The sequence below is a fragment of the Streptomyces sp. CA-250714 genome (assembly GCF_050936705.1).
Taxonomy (GTDB): Bacteria; Actinomycetota; Actinomycetes; order Streptomycetales; family Streptomycetaceae; genus Streptomyces.
On record NZ_JBNJMI010000001.1, the window covers coordinates 1,947,348 to 1,967,247 of the forward strand.

Here is a 19,900-nt window from a genome sequence, read left to right on the forward strand (position 1 = left end):
CGACCGCGACGTATGCCGTCGCCAGTTATCTCGATGTCGAGATAACTCTAGTACACGACCGCCCGGCGGTCATGCGCTGCCCCCGGGTGCCCGATGCGCGGTGCGCCGACACGGCACGCCGGGGTACGCGCGTGTGCGCGGATGCGGGCCGCCGGGGCGTGGGGGTGCGCCGACGGCGGGCGGCGGGCACGCGGGTGCGCCGACGCCGGGCGGCGGGGTACGCGCGGATGCGTGCCGCCGGGACGTGGGGGTGTGGCGACGGCGGCTGGCGGGTACGCGGGTGTGCCGACGCCGGCTGGCGGGGTGCGCGGGGGTGTGCCGACACCGACCGGTTGGTACGCGTCGCTGCGGGCTCCGCGCGCCGGGCGCCGGGCGGCCCGTACGCCCGCTGCCCCGGATCCGGCGTGTGCGCAAGTTGACTGGGGCATTCGGGCGGTTGCTCAGGGGTCACACGCGCCTCAGGACCCCCGAGTGCGTGACTATCTCAAATCTGAGATACGGTTTTCTCCATGACCGACGACTACCTCGCACGTATCGGCCAGTTGATCCGCGATGCCCGTCAGCACCGGGGCTGGACGCAGTCCCAACTCGCGGAAGCGCTCGGAACCAGCCAGAGCGCCGTCAACAGGATCGAGCGCGGGAACCAGAACATCAGCCTTGAGATGATTGCCCGTATCTCCGAGGCGTTGGACAGCGAGATCGTGTCGCTGGGCTACTCGGGCCCGATGCACCTGCGCGTGGTGGGCGGTCGGCAGCTGTCCGGCAGCATCGACGTCAAGACGAGCAAGAACGCGTGCGTGGCACTGCTGTGCGCCTCGCTGCTCAACTCCGGCCGTACCGTGCTGCGTCGGGTCGCCCGCATCGAGGAGGTCTACCGGATCCTGGAGGTCCTCTCCTCCATCGGGGTACGCACCCGGTGGATCAACGGCGGCGCCGACCTGGAGATCGTGCCGCCCGCCGAACTGGATCTGGACTCCATCGACGAGGAGGCGGCACGCCGGACTCGGAGCATCATCATGTTCCTCGGCCCGCTGCTGCACCGGATGGAGCGCTTCCGCATCCCGTACGCGGGCGGCTGCGACCTGGGCACCCGCACGGTCGAACCGCATATGAGCGCGCTGCGCCACTTCGGCCTGGCGGTCACCGCGACCGAGGGCATCTACCACGCCGAGGTGGAGACGGGCGTCGCCCCCAAGCGGCCGATCGTGCTGACCGAGCGCGGGGACACCGTCACCGAGAACGCGCTGCTGGCCGCCGCCCGGCACGACGGTGTCACGGTCATCCGCAACGCCTCGTCCAACTACATGGTCCAGGACCTGTGCTTCTTCCTGGAGCAGCTGGGCGTACGGGTCGAGGGCATCGGCTCGACGACGCTGACGGTGCACGGCGTGCCCGTCATCGACACGGACGTGGACTACTCGCCCTCCGAGGACCCGGTCGAGGCGATGAGCCTGGTCGCCGCCGCTGTCGTCACCGAGTCGGAGCTGACGGTGCGCCGGGTGCCGGCCGAGTTCATGGAGATCGAGCTGGCGGTGCTGGAGGAGATGGGCCTCGACTTCGACCGCAGCGCGGAGTACGCGGCCGACAACGGGCGCACCCGGCTGACGGATCTGACTGTGCGGCCCTCCAAGCTGGAGGCGCCCATCGACAAGATCCACCCGATGCCGTTCCCCGGCCTGAACATCGACAACGTCCCGTTCTTCGCCGCGATCGCCGCCTCGGCGCAGGGCAAGACCCTCATCCACGACTGGGTCTACGACAACCGCGCCATCTACCTCACCGACCTCAACCGGCTCGGCGGCAGGCTCCAGCTGCTCGACCCGCACCGGGTACTCGTCGAGGGCCCCACGCGCTGGCGGGCCGCCGAGATGATGTGCCCTCCGGCGCTGCGCCCGGCCGTCGTGGTGCTGCTGGCCATGCTCGCGGCGGAGGGCACCTCCGTACTGCGGAACGTTTACGTCATCAACCGCGGCTACGAGGATCTCGCCGAGCGCCTCAACGAAGTCGGCGCCCAGATCGAGACGTTCCGGGACATCTGACCGCAGACATTCATCACCCGGGCACACCGGCGCGCTCCTCCCCTGCAGCAGGGGCGGAGCGCGCCGACACGATCCTCCGCGTCAGCCCTTTCAGCCCTTGAGGGCGGCCATGCCGCGCTGGACGTCCTCCAGGTTCATCACGGGCGTCATCTCCAGCTCGGCGCCCATCTGGGTGAAGAACGGTTCGGCCGTGGGCGGGATCTGCGACGGGTCCGCCAGGTCGAAGACCAGCAGACAGCACCGGCGTCCCCGCTCGGGGTGGAAGTACGCGGCCTCGGGCTGAAGTTGCTGGATGATGGAGTTGAGTACATCCCCCATCCGGCCGCTCTCGATCAGCTCGTTGCCCTTGTCCGTGTCCAGCCTGGCCTTCAGCAGCATGCGCATCGTGCGTTCTCCTCGCGGGTGGGGGATCCGGAACACCGGTGCTCCCACCGTCTCCCGCAGGTGATCGCGGCGCCACAGGACGGCGACCAAGGGGGTGACCGGCGGCCGCCTCAAGGCCCGGGCGGTGCCGAGGGCATTTCCGGGCCTTCCGGGCCGGGGGCCAGGGAAGGGTCGTACGGCGTCAGGTCGAGCCCCGGCTCGCGGCCGAGGGCGAGGCGGGCGGCGACCGCTCCCGCGTACGGACCGGCCGTCAGGCCTTCGGCACCGAGCCCGTTCGCGACGACCAGGCCCTCGAGGGCGGGGACGGTGCCCAGCAGCGGCCGGCCGTGCGGGCTCACCGGGCGGAAGCCGACCCTGGTCTCCAGATGAGTGGCCGAAGCGAGGCCGGGTGCCACCGCGAGGGCGTGGTCCAGGACTTCGGCGAGGCCGGCCGCCGTCACCCGGTGGTCGAAGCCGCTGCCCTGCTCGCGGGTGGCGCCGACGACGACGCGGGAGTCGTCGAAGGTGAGCAGATAGTGGCCGGTGCCCGGGAGGACGACCGGCCAGTGCGCGGTGTCGGAGCCGGGCAGCCGCAGGTGCACGATCTGGCCGCGCTGCGGTACGACATCGAGGCGCACCCCGGCAGGTCCGAGCAGCCCCGGCGACCAGGCGCCGGCCGCGGCCACCACGGCATCGGCCCCGATCAGTTCGCCGGCCACCCGCACACCGCGCACCCGGCCGCCGCGGGCCTCGATGCTCGCCGTACCGCCGACCGTGCGCAGCCCGCGCCGTTCGGCTGCCGCGACGAGGGCCGCGCGCATCCGGCGGCCGTCCAGCCGGGCGGCTCCGGCCAGGTGCAGGGCCGTGCCCTGGAAGCCGCCGCTCCCGTTGCCGAGGGCCGGGAACAGCCGCCGGGCCTCGGCAGCGTCGACGGTGGTGACCCGGCCCGCGTGCGGATCGGCCGCGGCACGCGCTGTCACCCGGGCCTTCAGCTGCTCGGCGCTCGCCTCGTCCGGCGGGAGCAGCAGGAGGGCGCCCACCTTGCGGTAGCCGACCTCGTGCGCACCGTCCTCGGCGAGGGCCGCCAGCAGTTCCGGGTAGTGCCCGGCGCCGGCGGCGGCGAGCGGGTGGGCTGTCGCCCCGGACCAGGGGCAGATGATGCCCGCGCCGGCAGCGGTGGCGCGGCCCTCGTGCGCGGCGTCGACCAGGATGGCCTCGGCACCCGCACGCACCAGTTCGTACGCCGCGGCGGCGCCGACGATTCCGGCGCCTACGACGACAATCCGCACGCTGCCTCCTCGACTCGCCGCGCCAACATCAAAGGTACGCCGCGCCGCCCTTGTTGGCGCCCCTGCGCGAGGTGCCGCCGGAGACGTCGCGAGCGCTGAGGGGGTGCCCCTGGCCGTCGTCCGGGGGCTGCGGCTTGCGTTGTGGCTTGTCGCGCAGTTCCCCGCGCCCCTGACGGGGCGCGTGCTCCCCGGACAGCTACGGCAGCACCGCGATGCCGTCCAGCTCGACCATGGCTGCCTCGTCCCAGAGACGGACGGCTCCCACGACCGCCATCGCGGGGTAGTCCCTCCCCGCCAACTCACGCCAAATGCGGCCGAGTTCCGGCGCATGTGCGCGGTAGCCACGCACGTCGGTCGTATAGACGGTGACCCGGGCCAGTTGGGACGGGTCACCGCCGCACTCGGCGAGGGCGGTCAGCAGGTTGGTGAGGGCCGTGCGGAACTGGCCGGGGAGGGTGTGGGCGGCGATCCGGCCGACGCTGTCCAGTGCCGTCTGGCCCGCGAGGAAGACCAGCCGGGAGCCGGTGGCCGTCACCGCGTGCGAGAAGCCGCGCGGCGGGGAGAGGTGGGCGGGGTTGACCCGGCGCAGGGCGCTCTCCGCGGGGGGTTCGGGACTCGTGCTCATGAGTGCGGCTCCCGGTACAGCTCCTTGGCGATCAGGGAGCGCTGCACCTCGCTGGCGCCCTCGTAGATACGGGGTGCCCGCACCTCGCGGTAGAGGCGTTCGAGGAGGTGGCCGCGCTGGAGGGCGGCGGCTCCGTGGATCTGGACGGCGGCGTCGACGACGTACTGCGCGGTCTCGGTCGCCAGCAGCTTGGCCATGGCGGCACGCCGCACCACATCGCCGCCGCCGGCCCCGTCGCTGCCGCCCCGAGCCCCATCGCCGCCCCGGGACCCGTCGCCGCCCCGAGCCCCCTCACCGGCCCCGCCACCACTGTCGTACGCGCACGCCGCCGCGTACACCAGCAGCCGCGCCGCCTCCGTGCGGGTCGCCATTTCCGCCAACTGGTGTGCGACGGACTGCAGATCGCGCAGGACGCCGCCGAACGCGGGCCGCTGATCGGCGTGCGTGAGCGAGGCGTCCAGTGCGGCCTGTGCCATGCCGACGGCGAAAGCGCCCACGCTGGGCCGGAAGAGGTTGAGGGTGCGCATGGCCACCCGGAAGCCGCCGCCCGGCTCGCCGAGGAGATCAGCCCGGGTGACGGGCACACCGTCGAAGGCGAGGGTGCCGAGCGCGTGCGGCGCGAGCATGTCGAGCGGCTCGCCGGTCAGCCCGGGACGGTCGGCGGGAATGAGGAACGCGGTCACTCCGCGGGAGCCGGGTGCCTCACCGGTGCGGGCGAAGACGGTGTAGAAGTCGGCCCAGGGCGCGTTGGAGATCCACGTCTTGGTACCGGTCAGCCGCCAGCCGTCCGGGCTGCCGCTGCCGCCGTCCGGTTCGGCCCGGAGCTTCAGCGCGGCGGCGTCGCTGCCCGCGTCCGGCTCGCTCAGCGCGAAAGCCGGCACGGCCCGCCCCGCGGCCACGTCCGGCAACCAGCGGGCCCGTTGCGTGTCCGTCCCGGCGTCGGCGACGGGCCCGGCGCCGAGTCCCTGGAGGGCGAGGGCGGTCTCGGCCTCCGGGCAGGAGTAGGCGAGCGACTCGCGCAGCAGGCACAGATCGAGCGCGCTGACGCGGCGCCACGGTGCCGCGCCGGGCACCACCCGGGCCAGCAGCCCGAGTTCGCCGAGCTCGCGGAGCAGTGGCCGGTCGACCCGTCCCGCCTCGCCCCCTGCGGCCATCGGTGCGAGCCGTTCGGCGCCCAGCGCACGCAGCCGGGCGCACCACGCGCGCTGTTCGGGAGTGAGCGCGAACGAGGACGTCGGTGGCGGGGTGGTGGTCATGGCGGCTCCCCTCGGCCGTGGCCCGGTGCGGCCCACACACGCGGACCGCCACCCTCTTGTCTATCGCGTACTGTTGACTGCCGTCACCAAGGCGTTACGCTCTACGCCACTCGCCGCACCACATCGCCGGCAGCCCAGCGCCTGCCGGCCGGCGTTCGGAAGGCCGCCCGCGAGGGGGTAGACCGGTCATGATTCCGACTCCGTCCGCGCACGTCGACACCTTCGCACGGGACCATCTGCCGCCGCCGGACCAGTGGCCGGTGCTGCTGCTGGACGACCCGGCACTGGACTATCCCGCGCACCTCAACTGCGGCGCCGAACTGCTGGACCGGACCATCGAGCGGCTGGGCGCCGACCGGCCCGTCTTCCACTCCGGCGGGCTGACCGCACCCGGACGGGAGACGCCCGACGGGGAGCGACCCGCGGCCCCCGCGCCACGGCGCACCTGGTCGTACGGCGAACTGCGAAGCACCGTCGACCGGCTGGCGCACGTACTGACCGACGAGATGGGTGTGGTGCCGGGCAACCGGGTGCTGCTGCGTGGGCCGACCAGTCCTGAGCTGGCCGCCTGCTGGCTGGCGGTGATGAAGGCGGGCGCCGTGGCGGTGACGGTGCTCGCGGCGCACCGGGCGGGCGAGCTGGCCACCATCTGCCGACTGGCCCGGATCTCCCACGCGCTGTGCGACGCGCGGGCGGCCGACGAGCTGGCCAGGGCAGCGATACCTGGCCTGCGCACCGGGCTGTTCGACGTCGGGGGCGGACCACAGGTCACCTCCGGGGCCACCCACACCCGGCCGGAGGCCGGAGGAGACCAGGACGACATACTGCGGCTGGCCGCCACCAAGCCGGACCGGTTCGAGGCGGTCGCCACGGCGGCAGATGATGTGGCACTGATCGCCTTCACCTCCGGCACCACAGGCAAGCCCAAGGGCTGTGCCCACTTCCACCGGGATGTGCTGGCCATCGCGGACACGTTCGCCGCGAGGGTGCTGCGTCCGCACGCCGACGACGTGTTCGCGGGCACTCCGGCGCTGGGCTTCACCTTCGGGCTGGGCGGGCTGGTGGTGTTCCCGCTGCGGGTGGGTGCCTCGGCGCTTCTGGAGCAGTGGAGCGGCGCGGCCGGGACGTTGGAGGCGATCGCGGCGCACCGGGTCTCGGTGCTGTTCACGGCGCCGACCGCCTACCGGGCGATGCTGGCCCTGCTGGGGAACCCCGGCCCCGCCCCGTACGATCTGTCGTCGCTGCGCCGCTGTGTCTCGGCCGGCGAGCATCTGCCCGCCGCCACCTGGGAGTCCTGGTACGCGCGTACGGGGCTGCGGATCATCGACGGGATCGGCGCCACCGAGCTGCTGCACATCTTCATCTCCGCCGCCGACGAGGCGATCCGGCCCGGCCGTACCGGAGTTCCGGTCCCCGGCTACCGGGCGCGAATCGTCACCCAGGACGCGGAGGGGGCGCTGGTGCCGGTGCCGGACGGCACCCCGGGGCTGCTGGCCGTGCGCGGCCCGGTCGGCTGCCGCTATCTGGCCGACGAGCGGCAACGCAGCTACGTACGCGACGGGTGGAACCTCACCGGCGACACCTATGTACGCGACACGGAGGGCTACTTCCGCTTCGTCGCACGCGCCGACGACATGATCATCTCGGCCGGCTACAACATCTCGGGACCCGAGGTCGAGGAGGTGCTGCTGCGTCACCCGGACGTGTGCGAGGTCGCCGTAGTGGGCGCTCCCGACGAGCACCGGGGGCAGTTGGTGGTCGCGCATGTGGTTCCCGCCCCCGGTGTGCCGTCCGACAGCGGTACGGCCGAGCGGCTGCGACGGTTCGCCAAGGCGGAACTGGCCCCGTACAAGTGCCCGCGCCGGTTCGTCTTCACCACCGCGCTGCCGCGTACGCCCACCGGGAAGCTCCAGCGCTACCGGCTGCGGGAGCAGCGGCCGGAGCGGGAGCCGGGCGGCGGGGCGAGCGGGCAGCAGCCCTAGAGTTGCAGCGTGGTTCAGAACGTGTTTCCGCAGCTCGGCGAGGCCGCACCGGCCCCCGGAGCCGCCCAGCCCCCAGGAGCACCCCAGCTCCGCAAGCCCTCGCCCGGCTCCCTCATCCTCACCTTCTACGGCGCCTACGGGCGCGAGCTGGAGAGCGAGGGCAGCGTGGCAGGCACCGTGCCGGTCGCCGTGCTCATCCGGCTGCTCGGCACCATGGGCGTCGACGCGCCGTCGGTCCGCTCGGCGGTGTCCCGGCTCAAGCGGCGCGGGCTGCTGACGGCGGACAAGCCGGGCAGCAAGTCGGCCGGGTACCGCCCCTCACCGGATGCCGCGCAGCTCCTCGCCGACGGCGACCGCCGCATCTACAGCCGCCCCGAGCCGGACGGCAACTGGCTGCTCGCCGTCTTCTCCGTTCCGGAGAGCGAACGCGACCGGCGGCATGTGCTGCGCTCCCGGCTGGCCCGGCTCGGATTCGGCAACGCCGCACCTGGGGTGTGGATCGCGCCCTCGCATCTGGAGGAGGAGACGCGGCACGCGCTCGACCGGCTGGAACTGGCGCCGTACGTCGATCTGTTCCTCGGCAGTCACACCGGTTTCACCCCGACCGCGGAGGCCGTGGCGCGCTGGTGGGATCTGGAGTCCGTCGCGGAGGGCCACCGGGCCTTCCTCGCGGAGCACGAGCCGGTTCTGCGCCGCTGGTCGCGGCGGAGCAGGGTGCCCGCGCAGGCGGCGTATCGCGACTATCTGTTCGCGCTGGATGCCTGGCGGCGGCTGCCGTATGCGGATCCGGGGTTGCCGTCGGCGTTGCTGCCCCGGCGGTGGCCGGGGCAGCGCTCGGCGGAGGTGTTCTTTGCGCTGCACGAGATGTTGCGTGACGCGGGGTACGCGTATGTACGCGAGGTGTACGGGGAGGGGCTCCCTCGCTGAGGGGGTGCCCCACCCTCCGGTATTCCGGTGAGGGGGTGCCCCTGGCCGTCGCTCGCGGGCTGCCCGTCCGTTGTGGCTGGTCGCGCCGTTCCCCGCGCCCCTTCGGGGTGCGTCCCCCTCAGCTGCTGTGCCGGTCCGATGGGGGTGGTGGTTCGTCCCACCAGTGGTCGTCGGGTTCCCGGCGGTTGCCGACGATCACGGCGAGGGGCGGGAGGACCATGGCGACGACGCACATCCCGATGGCGGCGGGGACCGACCACAGCCGCACGAACGCCCAAGCGCTGATGAACAGCACCAGGCAGATGGCCATCAGCGTGAAATAGCGCCGCCGCCTCCGTGCGTACATATCTCCACCGTACGGCGGCGGCCCGGGCCCGTCAGTCGGAGCGTCCGGTGAAGCGCAGGGCCAGTTTCTCCAGCGCGTCCGCGGTGGACTCCGGGTCGGTGAGCGGGCTCAGATGGTGCGAGGTGCGCCGCAGCACGCGGTGGCCGATGGCCTCGGCACGTATCGCGGTCTCCTCGTAGCCGGGGCTCAGCCGCAGATAGGCCGTCCTGGCATGGTCCGGGTCCAGCGCTGCGTCCGGCGCAGGCTCCTCGAAGTAGGCGAGGGGCAGTCGTGGGATGCCCGCGCGGAACCGCTCGCGCAGCGCCGGGTCGGGCAGCTCCTCGATCAGTACCTGCTCGGGAAACCAGGCGTCCCAGGGCGGCAGCGCACCGTCCTGGGCCAGTTCGCGCAGCTGCTCGGCGAGCTGGGGTGGGGCCGCCGCCAGCCAGCTCTGCCCGGGGTGCGGCCACTGCGCGTCCGCGTAGACCGTGCCGACGACAGTGCGCGGCGAATGCTGCCCCCGGGTGAGGCGCTCGCGGAGCGCGGGCAGCAGCGGGCCGGCGCCGCTGTGGCCCACCAGCACGACCGGAAGGGCGGTGGCTTCGTCGGAGGGCGCGGCCGGCCGGCCGGCGGCGGCGTCCAGCAGCTTCGGGTAGTACGGGCCTTCGCCGTCGAAGACACCGGTGAGGGAGGGAACGCTGACCGTGCGGCCTCGTGCGCGCAGCGCGTCGGCGACCGGCTGCCAGACGAGGTCTCCGGTCAGCGGACTGTGGACCAGCACCAGTTCGGCCTGGTTCAGAGCGGGCACATTGATCCCCTTTCCGGCTCTCGGCGGTGTCCGCGCTGGCTCGCCCGTTCGCCCCCCGGGGAGCCTTCCACCCGGAGGCCGGGGATCGCGAACGAGACCGCTCAGCCTAGACCCGCGCCGGGCCCCACGACCTGGGGATCACTACATACCATACGGTATGTGTCACGGTGTCAGAGTGCCAGCCGGGGCTTCGGGGCATCGGTCCGACCGGTGGGGGGCCTGCGACTGCCCGCCTGGTACGGCTCGGGCCACGGCGCGCCCGGCCCCTCGTACTCCTGCTCGGCCGCCGCGTGCAGCGTCCAGTGCGGGTCGTACAGATGCGGCCGGGCCAGCGCGCACAGATCGGCGCGGCCCGCCAGCACGAGCGAGTTGACGTCGTCCCAGGACGAGACGGCGCCGACGGCGATGACGGGGACGCCCAGCAGATTGCGGATACGGTCCGCGTACGGGGTCTGGTACGAGCGGCCGAAGTCCGGGCGTTCATGGGCGACGACCTGTCCGGTGGAGACGTCGATCGCGTCCGCGCCGTGCTCGGCGAAGGCCGCGGCGATCCGCACCGCGTCGTCCCCTGTGGTGCCGCCCGGGGCCCAGTCGGTGGCGGATATCCGTACGGTCATGGGGCGTTCGGCGGGCCACACCTCGCGCACCGCGTCGAACACCTCCAACGGATAGCGCAGCCGTGCGGACAGCGAGCCGCCGTAGCCGTCGGTGCGCTGGTTGGTCAGCGGGGAGAGGAAGCCGGAGAGCAGATAGCCGTGCGCGCAGTGCAGCTCCAGCAGGTCGAAGCCCGCACGGGCGCCCCGGCGGGCGGCGGCGGTGAACCCGTCCCGTATCGCGGCCATTTGGGCGGGCGTCAGCTCCTGCGGGGTCTGGCTGACGCCGGGGCGGTAGGGCAGCGGGGAGGCGGCGACCAGCGGCCAGTTGCCCTCGGGAAGCGGCTCGTCGATGCCCTCCCACATGAGCCGGGTGGAGCCCTTGCGCCCGGAGTGCCCGAGTTGGAGCCCGAGCGCGGCGGTCGGCGACTGCTGGTGCACGAAGTCGGTGACGCGCCGCCAGGCCGCTTCCTGCTCGTCGTTCCACAGTCCCGCACACCCCGGTGTGATGCGGCCCCGCTCGGAGACGCACACCATCTCGGTCATGGTCAGCCCGGCCCCGCCCAGCGCCCGCGCGCCCAGGTGGACGAGGTGGAAGTCGCCGGGCACGCCGTGCTCGGACTTGTACATGTCCATCGGGGAGACGACGACCCGGTTGCGCAGTCTCAGCCGGCGCAGTTGGAACGGGGTGAACATGGGCGGGGTGCCGGCGCGTATCCCCGCCTCCCGTTCCGTCGCCGCGACGAACGCGGCGTCGCGCAGCCGCAGATTGGCGTGGGTGACGCGGCGGCTGCGGGTGAGCAGGTTGAAGGCGAACCGGTACGGCGGCTGCCCGGTGTAGCCGGCCAGCTCCTCGAACCAGGTCAGGCTGGCGTGCGCGGCACGCTGGGTGGACCGTACGACGGGCTTGCGCTCGGCCTCGTACGCGGCAAGCGCGGCGGCCGGATCGGGCTGCTCGCGCAGGCAGGCGGCGAGCGCCAGGGCGTCCTCGACGGCGAGCTTGGTGCCCGAGCCGATGGAGAAGTGCGCGGTGTGCGCGGCGTCTCCCAGCAGCACGATGTTCTCGTGCGACCAGCGCTCGTTGACGACGGTGCGGAACGCCGTCCACTGCGAGCGGTTGCCCCGCAGGGTCCGCCCGCCCAGCGTCACGGGGAACAGTTCGGCGCACCGCTCGGCCAGTGCCCGGTCGTCCAGCCGGTCCAGCCCCGCGGCCCGCCACACCTCTTCGCGGGCCTCGACGACGGTGGTGGAGGCACCGGTCGAAAACTGCGGCCCGAAGGGCCTCGATGAGGGGTGGTGGTCGGGTGACGGGCGGGCATAGGGGTAGGCGTGCAGTTGGAGGAGGCCGTGCGGGGTTTCGGCGATCTCGAAGCGGAAGGCGTCGAGCGCGAAGTCGGCGGCGAGCCAGATGTAGCGGCAGCGGTGGGTGGTGAGGGTGGGCCGGAAGACATCGGCGTGCGCGGTGCGGGTGGCGCTGTGCACCCCGTCCGCGGCGATCACCAGATCGTGGTGCAGCGCCAGTTCAGCCGCCGGGGGCGCCTCGGTACGGAAGCGCAGCGCGACGCCGAGCTCGCGGCACCGCGCGTACAGCACCGACAGCAGTGTGCGCCGGCCGAGCGCTGCGAAGCCGTGACCGGTGGAGGTGAGGGTGCGGCCGCCGCGGACGACCTCGATCGCGTCCCACCGCACCATGTGCGTGCCGAGGGCGGCGAAGACGTCGGGATCGGCGTTCTCGATACCGCCAACAGTCTCGTCGGACAGCACGACGCCGAAGCCGAACGTGTCGCCGGGCGCGTCACGTTCGTAGACGGTGACCTCCCGCGCCGGGTCGAGCCGCTTGAGCAGCACCGCGGCGTACAGCCCGCCGGGTCCGCCGCCGATGACCGCGACGCGCAGCGGACGGGCCGCAGGAGTCACGCCCGTCACGGCTGCCTCACCGGCCCCGCCAGGTGGGCGGCCGCTTCTCGGTGAAGGCGGCGTGGAACTCCTTGTAGTCCTCGCCGTGCATCAGCAGCGCCTGGGTGGCGGCGTCCAGTTCCACCGCGCCGGACAGCGGGAGGTCCAGCTCGGCGGTGAGCAGCGCCTTGGTCTGCGCGTGGGCGAGCGCCGGGCCGTCGGCGAGCCGCCGGGCGAGGGCCTGCGCGGCCTGCGCGGTTCCGCCCTCCTCCACCAACTGGCTGAGAAGTCCGATGCGTTCGGCCTCGGGCGCCCGGACGGGCTCGCCCAGCATCAGGATGCGGGTGGCGTGGCCGAGGCCGACGACGCGGGGCAGCAGATAGGCGGCGCCCATGTCGCCGCCGGACAGCCCGACCTTGGTGAACAGGAAGGTGAACCGGGCGGTGGGGTCGGCCACCCGGAAGTCCGCGGCCAGCGCCAGCACCGCGCCGGCGCCCGCCGCCGCTCCGTGCACGGCGGCCACCACGGGGAACGGTGCCTCGCGCAGGGCGCGTACGACCTGCCCGGTCATCCGGTTGAAGTCCAGCAGCCGGGCGGTGTCCATGCCCAGGGTGGCGCCGATGATCTCGTCCACGTCGCCGCCCGAGCAGAAGCCGCGCCCCTCCCCCGCCAGCACCAGCGCGCGGGTACGGCCGCGGTGCGACAGTTCGGCGAGCAGATCGCGCAGGTCGGCGTACGCCTCGAAGGTCAGCGCGTTCAACTTCGCGGGCCGCGCGAGCGTGACGCTGGTGACCCCGTCCTCCTCGGCGACCCGCAGATGCCGCCACTCCTCGGTGCGCTGCGCTGATCCGGTGAACGGGCTCATCCCGCAGCCTCCGTCGCTCGCTCCGTCGGCAAACCGCAGACCGCCCGCCGCAAACCGTCCACGGGGCGGGCCGCCACCCAGCGAAAGTATCACCCGTATATGACTGCCGTCACGATCGCGCGATACAGAGAGCCGATACGGAGAAGAGCGGCCGGCAGCGATTCCCGCCCCAACTGCCCGACAGTCGGCTCGTCATCCGATCGGGGGAGCACGCCCATGCGGGAACGGTTCGCCGCTGCGAGGCGTGCGTACGGTCACCGGCATGGGAGCGTTACAGCACGCGGGCGGAGCAGCCACTCCGGCCGGCCCCACAGTCACACTCGACGGCCCCGGACAAGCCGTCCGGACCACCGCCGTCAGCGCGCTGCACGTGTCCGCCTTCCGCTCACTGCGCGCCCGCACCATCCCGCTCGGCCCCGTCACGGTGGTGACGGGGCCGAGCGGCAGTGGCAAGTCGACCGTCCTGGAGGCGTACGAAGCGCTGGCGAGGCTCGGCCAGGGCAACCCGCTCGGCGAGGTGTTCCGCCTGCGGACCGCCGCACCCGAGGGCCCCTCCCCCTACGTCCCGCAGAGCGCCAGAGCCGACCGGCAGGGGCGGCGCGGCTTCCGGCTCGGCTGCGCCGTGAGGGGGCCGGCAGGGCACCTGCGCTTCGACGTCGCCGTACAGGCTGAACCCGAACTACGGGTCGTCGGTGAGCGGTTGTCCCGCGAGCCCGGGGAGACTCTGCTGGCCACGGCATTGCTGGATCCCGCACGGCGCTCCGTTACCGCCACCCGTCATGTGGCGGGCGCAAGCCGGGCACTGCGCAAGCCCTTCCCCGACGACCGGCTGGCCCTCCCGCTGCTGCCCCTGCGGATGGCGGGGACGACCACGGAGGACCGCACACTGCTGGAGGCCGCCGAGCAGGTCGTGGTCGCCCTGCGTTCGGTGTTCCCCTGCGATCCGGTGCCCGCGCGGATGCGCGAGCCCGTCGCGGCGCAGGACGGGAGGCTGCGCGGTGACTGCGCCAACCTCGCCGATGTGCTGCGTCGTACGCGCGCCGAGTGCGCCACCCGGCATGCCGCGCTGCTGGCCGTGGTCCGGGAGGGCTGCGCGGGGCCGGTCACGGAGCTGCGGGCCGAGCCCGCCGGGAGCGGCGCACTGGCCGGAATGACCGGAAACAGCCTGGTGCGCGGCGTACTGGAGCGGGGCGAAGCGCTGCCCGCCACCCCGCTGGAGTGGCTGGGCGGGGGCGAGTTGCGGTTCGCGGCGCTGGCGCTGGTCCTGCTAACCGGCCCGGGGGTGCTGTCGGTTGACACGGTGCACGAGGTCCCGGCGGCACGGCAGGCGCTGACGGTACTGGCGGACGGCCTGGACCAGGCACTGGACGGACGGCAGACGGGTCAACTGCTGACGCTGGCGGGCCGGATGGCGCAGCGGGGCCACGTACGGCTGCTGGCGACCGGTCCGGCCGGTGGTGCGCTGGCGCGGGCGGCTGCGCGGACGGAGGGAGTGACCCTGATAGACCTTGCGAGGTGAACGAGCAGCACGACGACACAGACGACAAGAACCCCCGTACGGTCGCGGGGCTCCAGCGCCGGCTCGCGCGGTTCGCGGAGGCACGGGACTGGGGGCAGTACCACACCCCCAAGAACCTGGCCGCGGCGCTGAGCGTGGAGGCGGCCGAACTGGTGGAGATCTTCCAGTGGTTGACGCCGGAGCAGTCGGCCCGGGTGATGGCGGACCCGGAGTCGGCCGCGCGGGTCGAGGACGAAGTCGCCGATGTCCTTGCATACCTCCTCCAGTTCGCTCATGTGGTGGGTGTCGACCCCCTCGCGGCGTTGGAAGCAAAGATCGAGAGGAACGAAACGCGTTTCCCGAAGCCCGGAACCGGTCACTCTATGGAGTGACGAACTTATTCACACGAGCCTTTTATCCACGGATTTCCGAAACCTCCTGGCGGAGCTGACCATTCACAGTCACGCTGGGTAACGACCAGTGAGGGGTAGGCAGATGGATGCTGTACGGCTCATCGCCGCCACGCGCCAGGCCCTCGCGCTCAGCGCGGACGTGTCCGACATTCTTGCCGAGGCATGGCAGGCCCAGGCGCTCGCCGCGGCGGTGGGCAGCCATCTCGCGGTCAGCGGTCCTCCGGCCGTGCGGTCGGAGGCGCTGGGGCTGAGCGAGGTGGGCGGCAGAGCCAACGGATCCAGGAACCCGGCGCTGCGTGCGGGCGCCGTGCGGGCCGCGCAGCTCTCCGAGATAGAGGATCCCCGGCGCACGCTGGACGACTTGGGCGCCCTCCTGGGCGAGGCGGGGGTCGCCCTGGTGGGCGTCGCCGTCACGGCGGAGGACGAGGCGCTGTACTGGCAGTGCATGGAAGCCATCGACGCCGCCGACGAGTCCGGCGACCGGATCGCCTCGATCCTGCGCACACTGTCCATGCGCGAACGCGGCAGCCTGGCATGAGCAGGCCGGGGGCGTCCTGCCGCCGGACCCCCTACGGCGGGCGGCTACTCGGTGACGGCGCCCGCGCAATGGCCGGAGGTCATGCCGCGGGACCGTATGGCCGCGGCTCCATGAGCGCTCAGGCGGCGGCCTCGGTTTCCGACGGGACGGTACGGGTCAGCATCTGGGCTTGCCGCAGGCGCCCGTCGGGGGCGAACCGGCCGAAGAAGCAGACTTCGATGACCAGTTCCCGCTTCGGATCCCGTACGTGCATCGTGTACCGGGCGGCGAGCCGGTCGTCGGCTGCGAGCGCCTCCTGGACCGTCACCCGGAGCTCGGGCCGGCGCTTGCGGACCGGCCGGGTGTGCTCGATGAGTTTCTGACGGTCCATCCGGTGGCCGTCGGCGATCTGGACGATGTCCGGGGTGTGATAGCGGTCGACGATGACCCCGGCGTCCTCGTCGCTGTGCAGGAGCTCGCCGTGGAATCCCGTGAGGAAGTCGGCGATGAAGCGCTGCGGATCGGTGCTGTCGAAGGGGCTCATGAGGCCTCGGCTTCCGGTGGAAGTTTGACAGGCTGTAAGAGTTGCACGATATGAGCCATCGGCAACTCTGACAAGATGTAAGAGATGACTCCCTCACCCGTCCGCCCCCAGGCCCGCAACCGCCGTGCCGACGCCCGCCGCAGCAGGGCGTCGATCCTCGACGCCGCGATCCGGCTGCTGAACGAGCGCCCCGAGGCCAGCGTCGAAGCCGTCGCCAGCGCGGCAGGTGTGACCCGGCAGACCGTCTACGCCCACTTCCCCTCCCGCGAGCAACTGCTGACCGCCGTCCTCGACCGGCTCACCGAGCGGGCCGTCGCCGCCATGGCTGCCGCGGACCCGGACTCCGGGCCGGCGGCGGAGGCGCTGCTGCGGCTGCTCGATGCCAGTGCGCAGGTCGCCGGCGAGTACCCGGCCCTCGTCCGGCGGCTCGGCGCACTGCCCGCGAGCGTCCGCGAGGACGCGGAGCGCCATGTCCCCGTCGCCGAGTTGCTGGAGCGCGTCATCCAGCGCGGCCAAGCGGACGGCGAGTTCGACGACCGGCTGCCCACCGAATGGCTGGTCACCGCCACCATCGCCCTGGCCCATGCCGCCACCACCGAGACGGAAGCCGGCCACCTCACCGACCAGCAAGCGAGGGAGCTCCTCCACACGAGCCTGCGCCGTTTGCTGCGCGCGGATTGAGGGGCCCGGCTGGGGCAGGCGGGTCCGGCGGCAAGGGCGACGGTGGCGGCCCGGACGTTGGCCGCGAAACGTTCGCGGCAAGATGGGGTGCATGCGACTGCGAATCTTCACCGAGCCCCAGCAGGGGGCCGACTACGACACCCTTCTGAAGGTGGCGAAGGCCACCGAGGATCTCGGCTTCGACGCCTTCTACCGCTCGGACCACTATCTGGTCATGGGCGACTCCGACGGACTGCCCGGCCCCACCGACGCCTGGATCACCCTGGCCGGGCTGGCCCGCGAGACGAGCCGGATCCGGCTGGGCACCCTGATGACCGCGGGGACCTTCCGGCTGCCTGGGACGCTGGCGATCCAGGTCGCGCAGGTGGACGCGATGTCCGGCGGACGGGTCGACTTCGGTCTGGGCTCCGGCTGGTACGAGGCCGAGCACACCGCCTACGGCATCCCGTTCCCCAAGGAGAAGTTCGGCCGGCTGGAGGAGCAGCTGGCGATCATCACCGGGCTGTGGGAGACGCCGGTCGGCGAGAAGTTCGACTACGAGGGCACCTACTACCAGCTCAAGGACTGCCCCGCGCTGCCCAAGCCGCACCAGGAGCGTATCCCGGTCGTCGTCGGCGGTTTCGGCGCCAAGCGCACGCCGCGTCTCGCGGCCCGGTACGCGGACGAGTTCAATGTGCCGTTCGGCTCGCTCGCCGACAGCGAGCGCCAGTTCGACCGGGTACGGGCCGCCGCCGAGGAGCATGGCCGCAGCGCCTCGGAGCTGGTGTACTCGAACGCGCTGGTGGCCTGCGTCGGCAAGGACGACGCCGAGGTGGCCCGGCGGGCGGCGGCCATCGGGCGTGAGGTTGCCGAGCTGAAGGAGAACGGCCTGGCGGGCACGCCCGAGGAGGTCGTCGACAAGATCGGCCGCTACGGCGAGCTGGGCAGCTCCCGTATCTATCTCCAGATCCTCGATCTGAGCGACCTGGACCACCTGGCGCTGATCGCCGACCAGGTGAAGGCCAAGCTGTCGTGACCCGCGACGCCGCGCTCCCGCTCGCCCGGGCGCTCTCCCCCAGCCTCCGGCCGGGAGGTGCTCCCGGTCCCGTGCTGCTGGACGGTGGGCTCTCCAACCAGTTGGAGGCGCAGGGCAACGATCTCAGCGACGAGCTGTGGTCGGCCCGGCTGCTGGGCGCCGCACCGCAGGAGATCGAGGCCGCGCACGCCGCGTACGTACGTGCCGGAGCCCGGGTGCTGATCACCGCCAGCTATCAGGCCTCCTTCGAGGGCTTCGGGCGGCGCGGGGCGACGCGGGCCGAGGCCGCGGCGCTGTTCCGGCGCAGCGTGGAGCTGGCCCGGGCGGCGGCGCGCGGTGTGCCGGACGAGACCGTGTGGGTCGCGGCGTCGGTCGGCCCGTACGGTGCCGTGCTCGCCGACGGCAGCGAGTACCGGGGCCGGTACGGGGTGACCGTCGAGGAGCTGGTCGCCTTCCACCGGCCGCGGATCGAGGCGCTGGTCGCGGCGGAGCCGGATGTGCTCGCGCTGGAGACGGTGCCGGACGTGGTGGAGGCCGAGGCACTGCTGCGGGCCGCGGACGGCTGCGGGGTGCCGGTGTGGCTGAGTTACACGGTGGCGGGCGGGGAGACCAGGGCGGGGCAGCCGCTGGCGGACGCCTTCGCCGTCGCCGCTGGGAACCCGCAGGTGCTCGCGGTCGGCGTCAACTGCTGTGCGGCGGACGAGGTCACCGCGGCGCTGGAGGTGGCCGCGAACGCGTGCCCCGGGGTACCGCTCGTCGCCTACCCGAACAGTGGCGAGGGCTGGGACGCCGGGCGCGCGGTCTGGACGGGCGCGCCCTCGTTCGCGGCGCCGCTCGCCGCGGAGTGGGTGGCGCGGGGGGCCCGGCTGGTCGGCGGCTGCTGCCGGGTGGGCCCGGAGGACATCGCCGCGATAGGGGACGTACTGCGCCGGACCGAGTGAGTACGGGGCCCCTCCCCGGAAACGCGGGCATCTCGCGAAGCGACCGGTGCTCCGCGAGGATGAATACATGGGATTCCGTGTCGACTCCGAAACCGGGCGGCTGCGCCGCGTCATCGTGCACCGGCCGGGGCTCGAACTGAAGAGGCTCACCCCCACCAACAAGAACGACCTCCTGTTCGACGATGTGCTGTGGGTGCGCCGGGCCGTCGAGGAGCACGACGCGTTCGCGGGCACGCTGCGCGAACTCGGCGTCGAGGTCCATCTGTTCGGCGAGCTGCTGGCGGAGGTGCTGGAGGTGCCGGCGGCCCGCGCTCTCGTCCTGGACCGGGTCTTCGACGAGAAGGAGTACGGCCTGCTGGCCACCGACCATCTGCGGGACTCCTTCGACCGGCTGCCGACGGCGGAGCTGGCCGAGGCGCTGATCGGGGGCATGACCAAGCGGGAGTATCTGGACCGCTGCGCCGAACCGGCCTCCGTGCGCTTCCATGTGATGGAGCGGGACGACTTCCTGCTCGCCCCGCTGCCGAACCACATCTTCACCCGTGACACCTCCGCCTGGGTCTACGACGGGGTGTGCATCACCGCGATGCGGTGGCCGGCGCGGCAGCGCGAGACCGTCCATTTCGAAGCGATCTACCGGCACCATCCGCTGTTCGCCGGCCCCGGAGCGGGCGCGGGCGGAGCCGGCGGCGGCTTCCACACCTGGGCGGGCGGCCAGTCGGCGTACCCCGCCACGATCGAGGGCGGCGACGTGCTGGTCCTGGGCAACGGCGCGGTGCTGGTCGGGATGAGCGAACGGACCACACCGCAGGCCGTGGAGACGCTGGCCCACGGGCTGTTCGAACAAGGGTCGGCGCACTCGATCGTGGCGCTGGACATGCCCAAGCGCCGCGCGTTCATGCACCTGGACACGGTCATGACGATGGTCGACGGGGAGACCTTCACTCAGTACGAGGGGCTGGGCATGCTCCGCTCGTACACGATCGAGCCGGGCTCGGGCGGCACGGAGCTGAAGGTCTCCGACCACGCCCCCGAACATATGCACCGCGCCATCGCCGCCGCGCTCGGGCTGGACCGGATCCGGGTGCTGACGCCGACCCAGGATGTGCGCTCGGCGGAACGGGAGCAGTGGGACGACGGGTGCAACGTGCTGGCCGTCGAGCCCGGGGTCGTCCTGGCCTACGACCGGAACGTGACGACCAACACCCATCTGCGGCGGCAGGGCATCGAGGTGGTTGAGATTCCGGGCGGCGAGCTGGGGCGGGGGCGCGGGGGGCCGCGCTGTATGAGCTGCCCGGTGGAGCGCGATCCGGTCGCATAGGC

The 19,900-nt window shown here is 72.7% G+C and carries 19 protein-coding genes; 10 read left to right on the forward strand and 9 right to left on the reverse strand.

All coding sequences use genetic code 11. The features are described from left to right. Positions 1 to 509 precede the first annotated feature (509 nt). On the forward strand, positions 510 to 2,039 hold the full coding sequence (locus ACQEU8_RS08680) for a helix-turn-helix domain-containing protein (protein ID WP_433098539.1): 1,530 nt from the start codon (positions 510 to 512) through the stop codon (positions 2,037 to 2,039). Positions 2,040 to 2,129: 90 nt separating this feature from the next. On the opposite strand, the gene ACQEU8_RS08685 is transcribed toward ACQEU8_RS08680, so the two are convergent. The 4 genes from ACQEU8_RS08685 to ACQEU8_RS08700 all read right to left on the reverse strand — a co-directional run bounded on the left by ACQEU8_RS08685 (position 2,130) and on the right by ACQEU8_RS08700 (position 5,572). Continuing rightward, positions 2,130 to 2,423 carry a hypothetical protein gene (locus tag ACQEU8_RS08685; RefSeq protein ID WP_433098541.1) on the reverse strand — a complete coding sequence of 98 codons (294 nt, stop codon included), beginning with the start codon at positions 2,421 to 2,423 and terminating at the stop codon, positions 2,130 to 2,132. A 110-nt stretch (positions 2,424 to 2,533) separates the two neighbouring features. After that, positions 2,534 to 3,691 carry an NAD(P)/FAD-dependent oxidoreductase gene (locus tag ACQEU8_RS08690; protein ID WP_433098543.1) on the reverse strand — a complete coding sequence of 386 codons (1,158 nt, stop codon included), beginning with the start codon at positions 3,689 to 3,691 and terminating at the stop codon, positions 2,534 to 2,536. Positions 3,692 to 3,887: 196 nt separating this feature from the next. Further along, positions 3,888 to 4,316 (reverse strand): RidA family protein, encoded by a 429-nt coding sequence (locus ACQEU8_RS08695; protein WP_433098545.1) that lies wholly within the window; start codon positions 4,314 to 4,316, stop codon positions 3,888 to 3,890. Further along, complete coding sequence (locus ACQEU8_RS08700; RefSeq protein ID WP_433098547.1) at positions 4,313 to 5,572, reverse strand: acyl-CoA dehydrogenase family protein; 1,260 nt, start codon at positions 5,570 to 5,572, stop codon at positions 4,313 to 4,315. The genes ACQEU8_RS08695 and ACQEU8_RS08700 overlap by 4 nt, the downstream gene beginning before the upstream one ends. A 188-nt stretch (positions 5,573 to 5,760) precedes the next feature. On the opposite strand from ACQEU8_RS08700, the gene ACQEU8_RS08705 reads away from it, so the two are divergent. Then, a complete protein-coding gene (locus tag ACQEU8_RS08705; RefSeq protein WP_433098549.1) occupies positions 5,761 to 7,554 on the forward strand; it encodes an AMP-binding protein in 1,794 nt (597 codons plus the stop codon). A gap of 114 nt (positions 7,555 to 7,668) precedes the next feature. Continuing rightward, complete coding sequence (locus ACQEU8_RS08710) at positions 7,669 to 8,481, forward strand: PaaX family transcriptional regulator (protein ID WP_433102239.1); 813 nt, start codon at positions 7,669 to 7,671, stop codon at positions 8,479 to 8,481. A gap of 118 nt (positions 8,482 to 8,599) precedes the next feature. On the opposite strand, the gene ACQEU8_RS08715 is transcribed toward ACQEU8_RS08710, so the two are convergent. The 4 genes from ACQEU8_RS08715 to ACQEU8_RS08730 form a co-directional block, all read right to left on the reverse strand. Further along, on the reverse strand, positions 8,600 to 8,827 hold the full coding sequence (locus ACQEU8_RS08715) for a DUF3099 domain-containing protein (RefSeq protein ID WP_433098551.1): 228 nt from the start codon (positions 8,825 to 8,827) through the stop codon (positions 8,600 to 8,602). A 31-nt stretch (positions 8,828 to 8,858) separates the two neighbouring features. Further along, on the reverse strand, positions 8,859 to 9,614 hold the full coding sequence (locus tag ACQEU8_RS08720) for a hypothetical protein (RefSeq protein ID WP_433098553.1): 756 nt from the start codon (positions 9,612 to 9,614) through the stop codon (positions 8,859 to 8,861). A gap of 170 nt (positions 9,615 to 9,784) precedes the next feature. After that, positions 9,785 to 12,133: a bifunctional salicylyl-CoA 5-hydroxylase/oxidoreductase gene (locus tag ACQEU8_RS08725; RefSeq protein WP_433098555.1), complete on the reverse strand. Its 2,349-nt coding sequence runs from the start codon at positions 12,131 to 12,133 to the stop codon at positions 9,785 to 9,787. Between the two features lie 7 nt (positions 12,134 to 12,140). After that, positions 12,141 to 12,968 carry an enoyl-CoA hydratase family protein gene (locus tag ACQEU8_RS08730; RefSeq protein ID WP_433098557.1) on the reverse strand — a complete coding sequence of 276 codons (828 nt, stop codon included), beginning with the start codon at positions 12,966 to 12,968 and terminating at the stop codon, positions 12,141 to 12,143. A 262-nt stretch (positions 12,969 to 13,230) separates the two neighbouring features. On the opposite strand from ACQEU8_RS08730, the gene ACQEU8_RS08735 reads away from it, so the two are divergent. The 3 genes from ACQEU8_RS08735 to ACQEU8_RS08745 all read left to right on the forward strand — a co-directional run bounded on the left by ACQEU8_RS08735 (position 13,231) and on the right by ACQEU8_RS08745 (position 15,417). Continuing rightward, the gene (locus ACQEU8_RS08735; protein ID WP_433098559.1) at positions 13,231 to 14,487 is read left to right on the forward strand and encodes an AAA family ATPase; all 1,257 of its coding nucleotides are present in this window, start codon (positions 13,231 to 13,233) and stop codon (positions 14,485 to 14,487) included. Then, complete coding sequence (locus ACQEU8_RS08740) at positions 14,484 to 14,858, forward strand: nucleotide pyrophosphohydrolase (RefSeq protein WP_433098561.1); 375 nt, start codon at positions 14,484 to 14,486, stop codon at positions 14,856 to 14,858. The genes ACQEU8_RS08735 and ACQEU8_RS08740 overlap by 4 nt, the downstream gene beginning before the upstream one ends. A 103-nt stretch (positions 14,859 to 14,961) precedes the next feature. Next, positions 14,962 to 15,417, forward strand: coding sequence for a DUF6099 family protein (locus ACQEU8_RS08745; RefSeq protein WP_433098563.1), 456 nt, complete (start codon positions 14,962 to 14,964; stop codon positions 15,415 to 15,417). A gap of 118 nt (positions 15,418 to 15,535) precedes the next feature. Here the strand turns inward: ACQEU8_RS08745 and ACQEU8_RS08750 are convergent, their stop codons facing one another. Next, the gene (locus tag ACQEU8_RS08750) at positions 15,536 to 15,940 is read right to left on the reverse strand and encodes a nuclear transport factor 2 family protein (RefSeq protein ID WP_433098565.1); all 405 of its coding nucleotides are present in this window, start codon (positions 15,938 to 15,940) and stop codon (positions 15,536 to 15,538) included. Positions 15,941 to 16,024: 84 nt separating this feature from the next. Between ACQEU8_RS08750 and ACQEU8_RS08755 the strand changes: the two genes are divergently transcribed. From ACQEU8_RS08755 to ACQEU8_RS08770, 4 genes are all read left to right on the forward strand, one after another. Then, positions 16,025 to 16,621 (forward strand): TetR/AcrR family transcriptional regulator, encoded by a 597-nt coding sequence (locus ACQEU8_RS08755; RefSeq protein ID WP_433098567.1) that lies wholly within the window; start codon positions 16,025 to 16,027, stop codon positions 16,619 to 16,621. Between the two features lie 91 nt (positions 16,622 to 16,712). Then, on the forward strand, positions 16,713 to 17,636 hold the full coding sequence (locus ACQEU8_RS08760; RefSeq protein ID WP_433098569.1) for an LLM class F420-dependent oxidoreductase: 924 nt from the start codon (positions 16,713 to 16,715) through the stop codon (positions 17,634 to 17,636). After that, positions 17,633 to 18,577, forward strand: a complete 945-nt coding sequence (gene mmuM, locus ACQEU8_RS08765) for a homocysteine S-methyltransferase (protein WP_433098571.1) — start codon at positions 17,633 to 17,635, stop codon at positions 18,575 to 18,577. Before ACQEU8_RS08760 ends, mmuM begins: the two co-directional genes overlap by 4 nt. Before the next feature lie 67 nt (positions 18,578 to 18,644). Next, the gene (locus ACQEU8_RS08770; RefSeq protein WP_433098573.1) at positions 18,645 to 19,898 is read left to right on the forward strand and encodes an arginine deiminase; all 1,254 of its coding nucleotides are present in this window, start codon (positions 18,645 to 18,647) and stop codon (positions 19,896 to 19,898) included. The last annotated feature ends 2 nt before the right edge of the window (positions 19,899 to 19,900 follow it).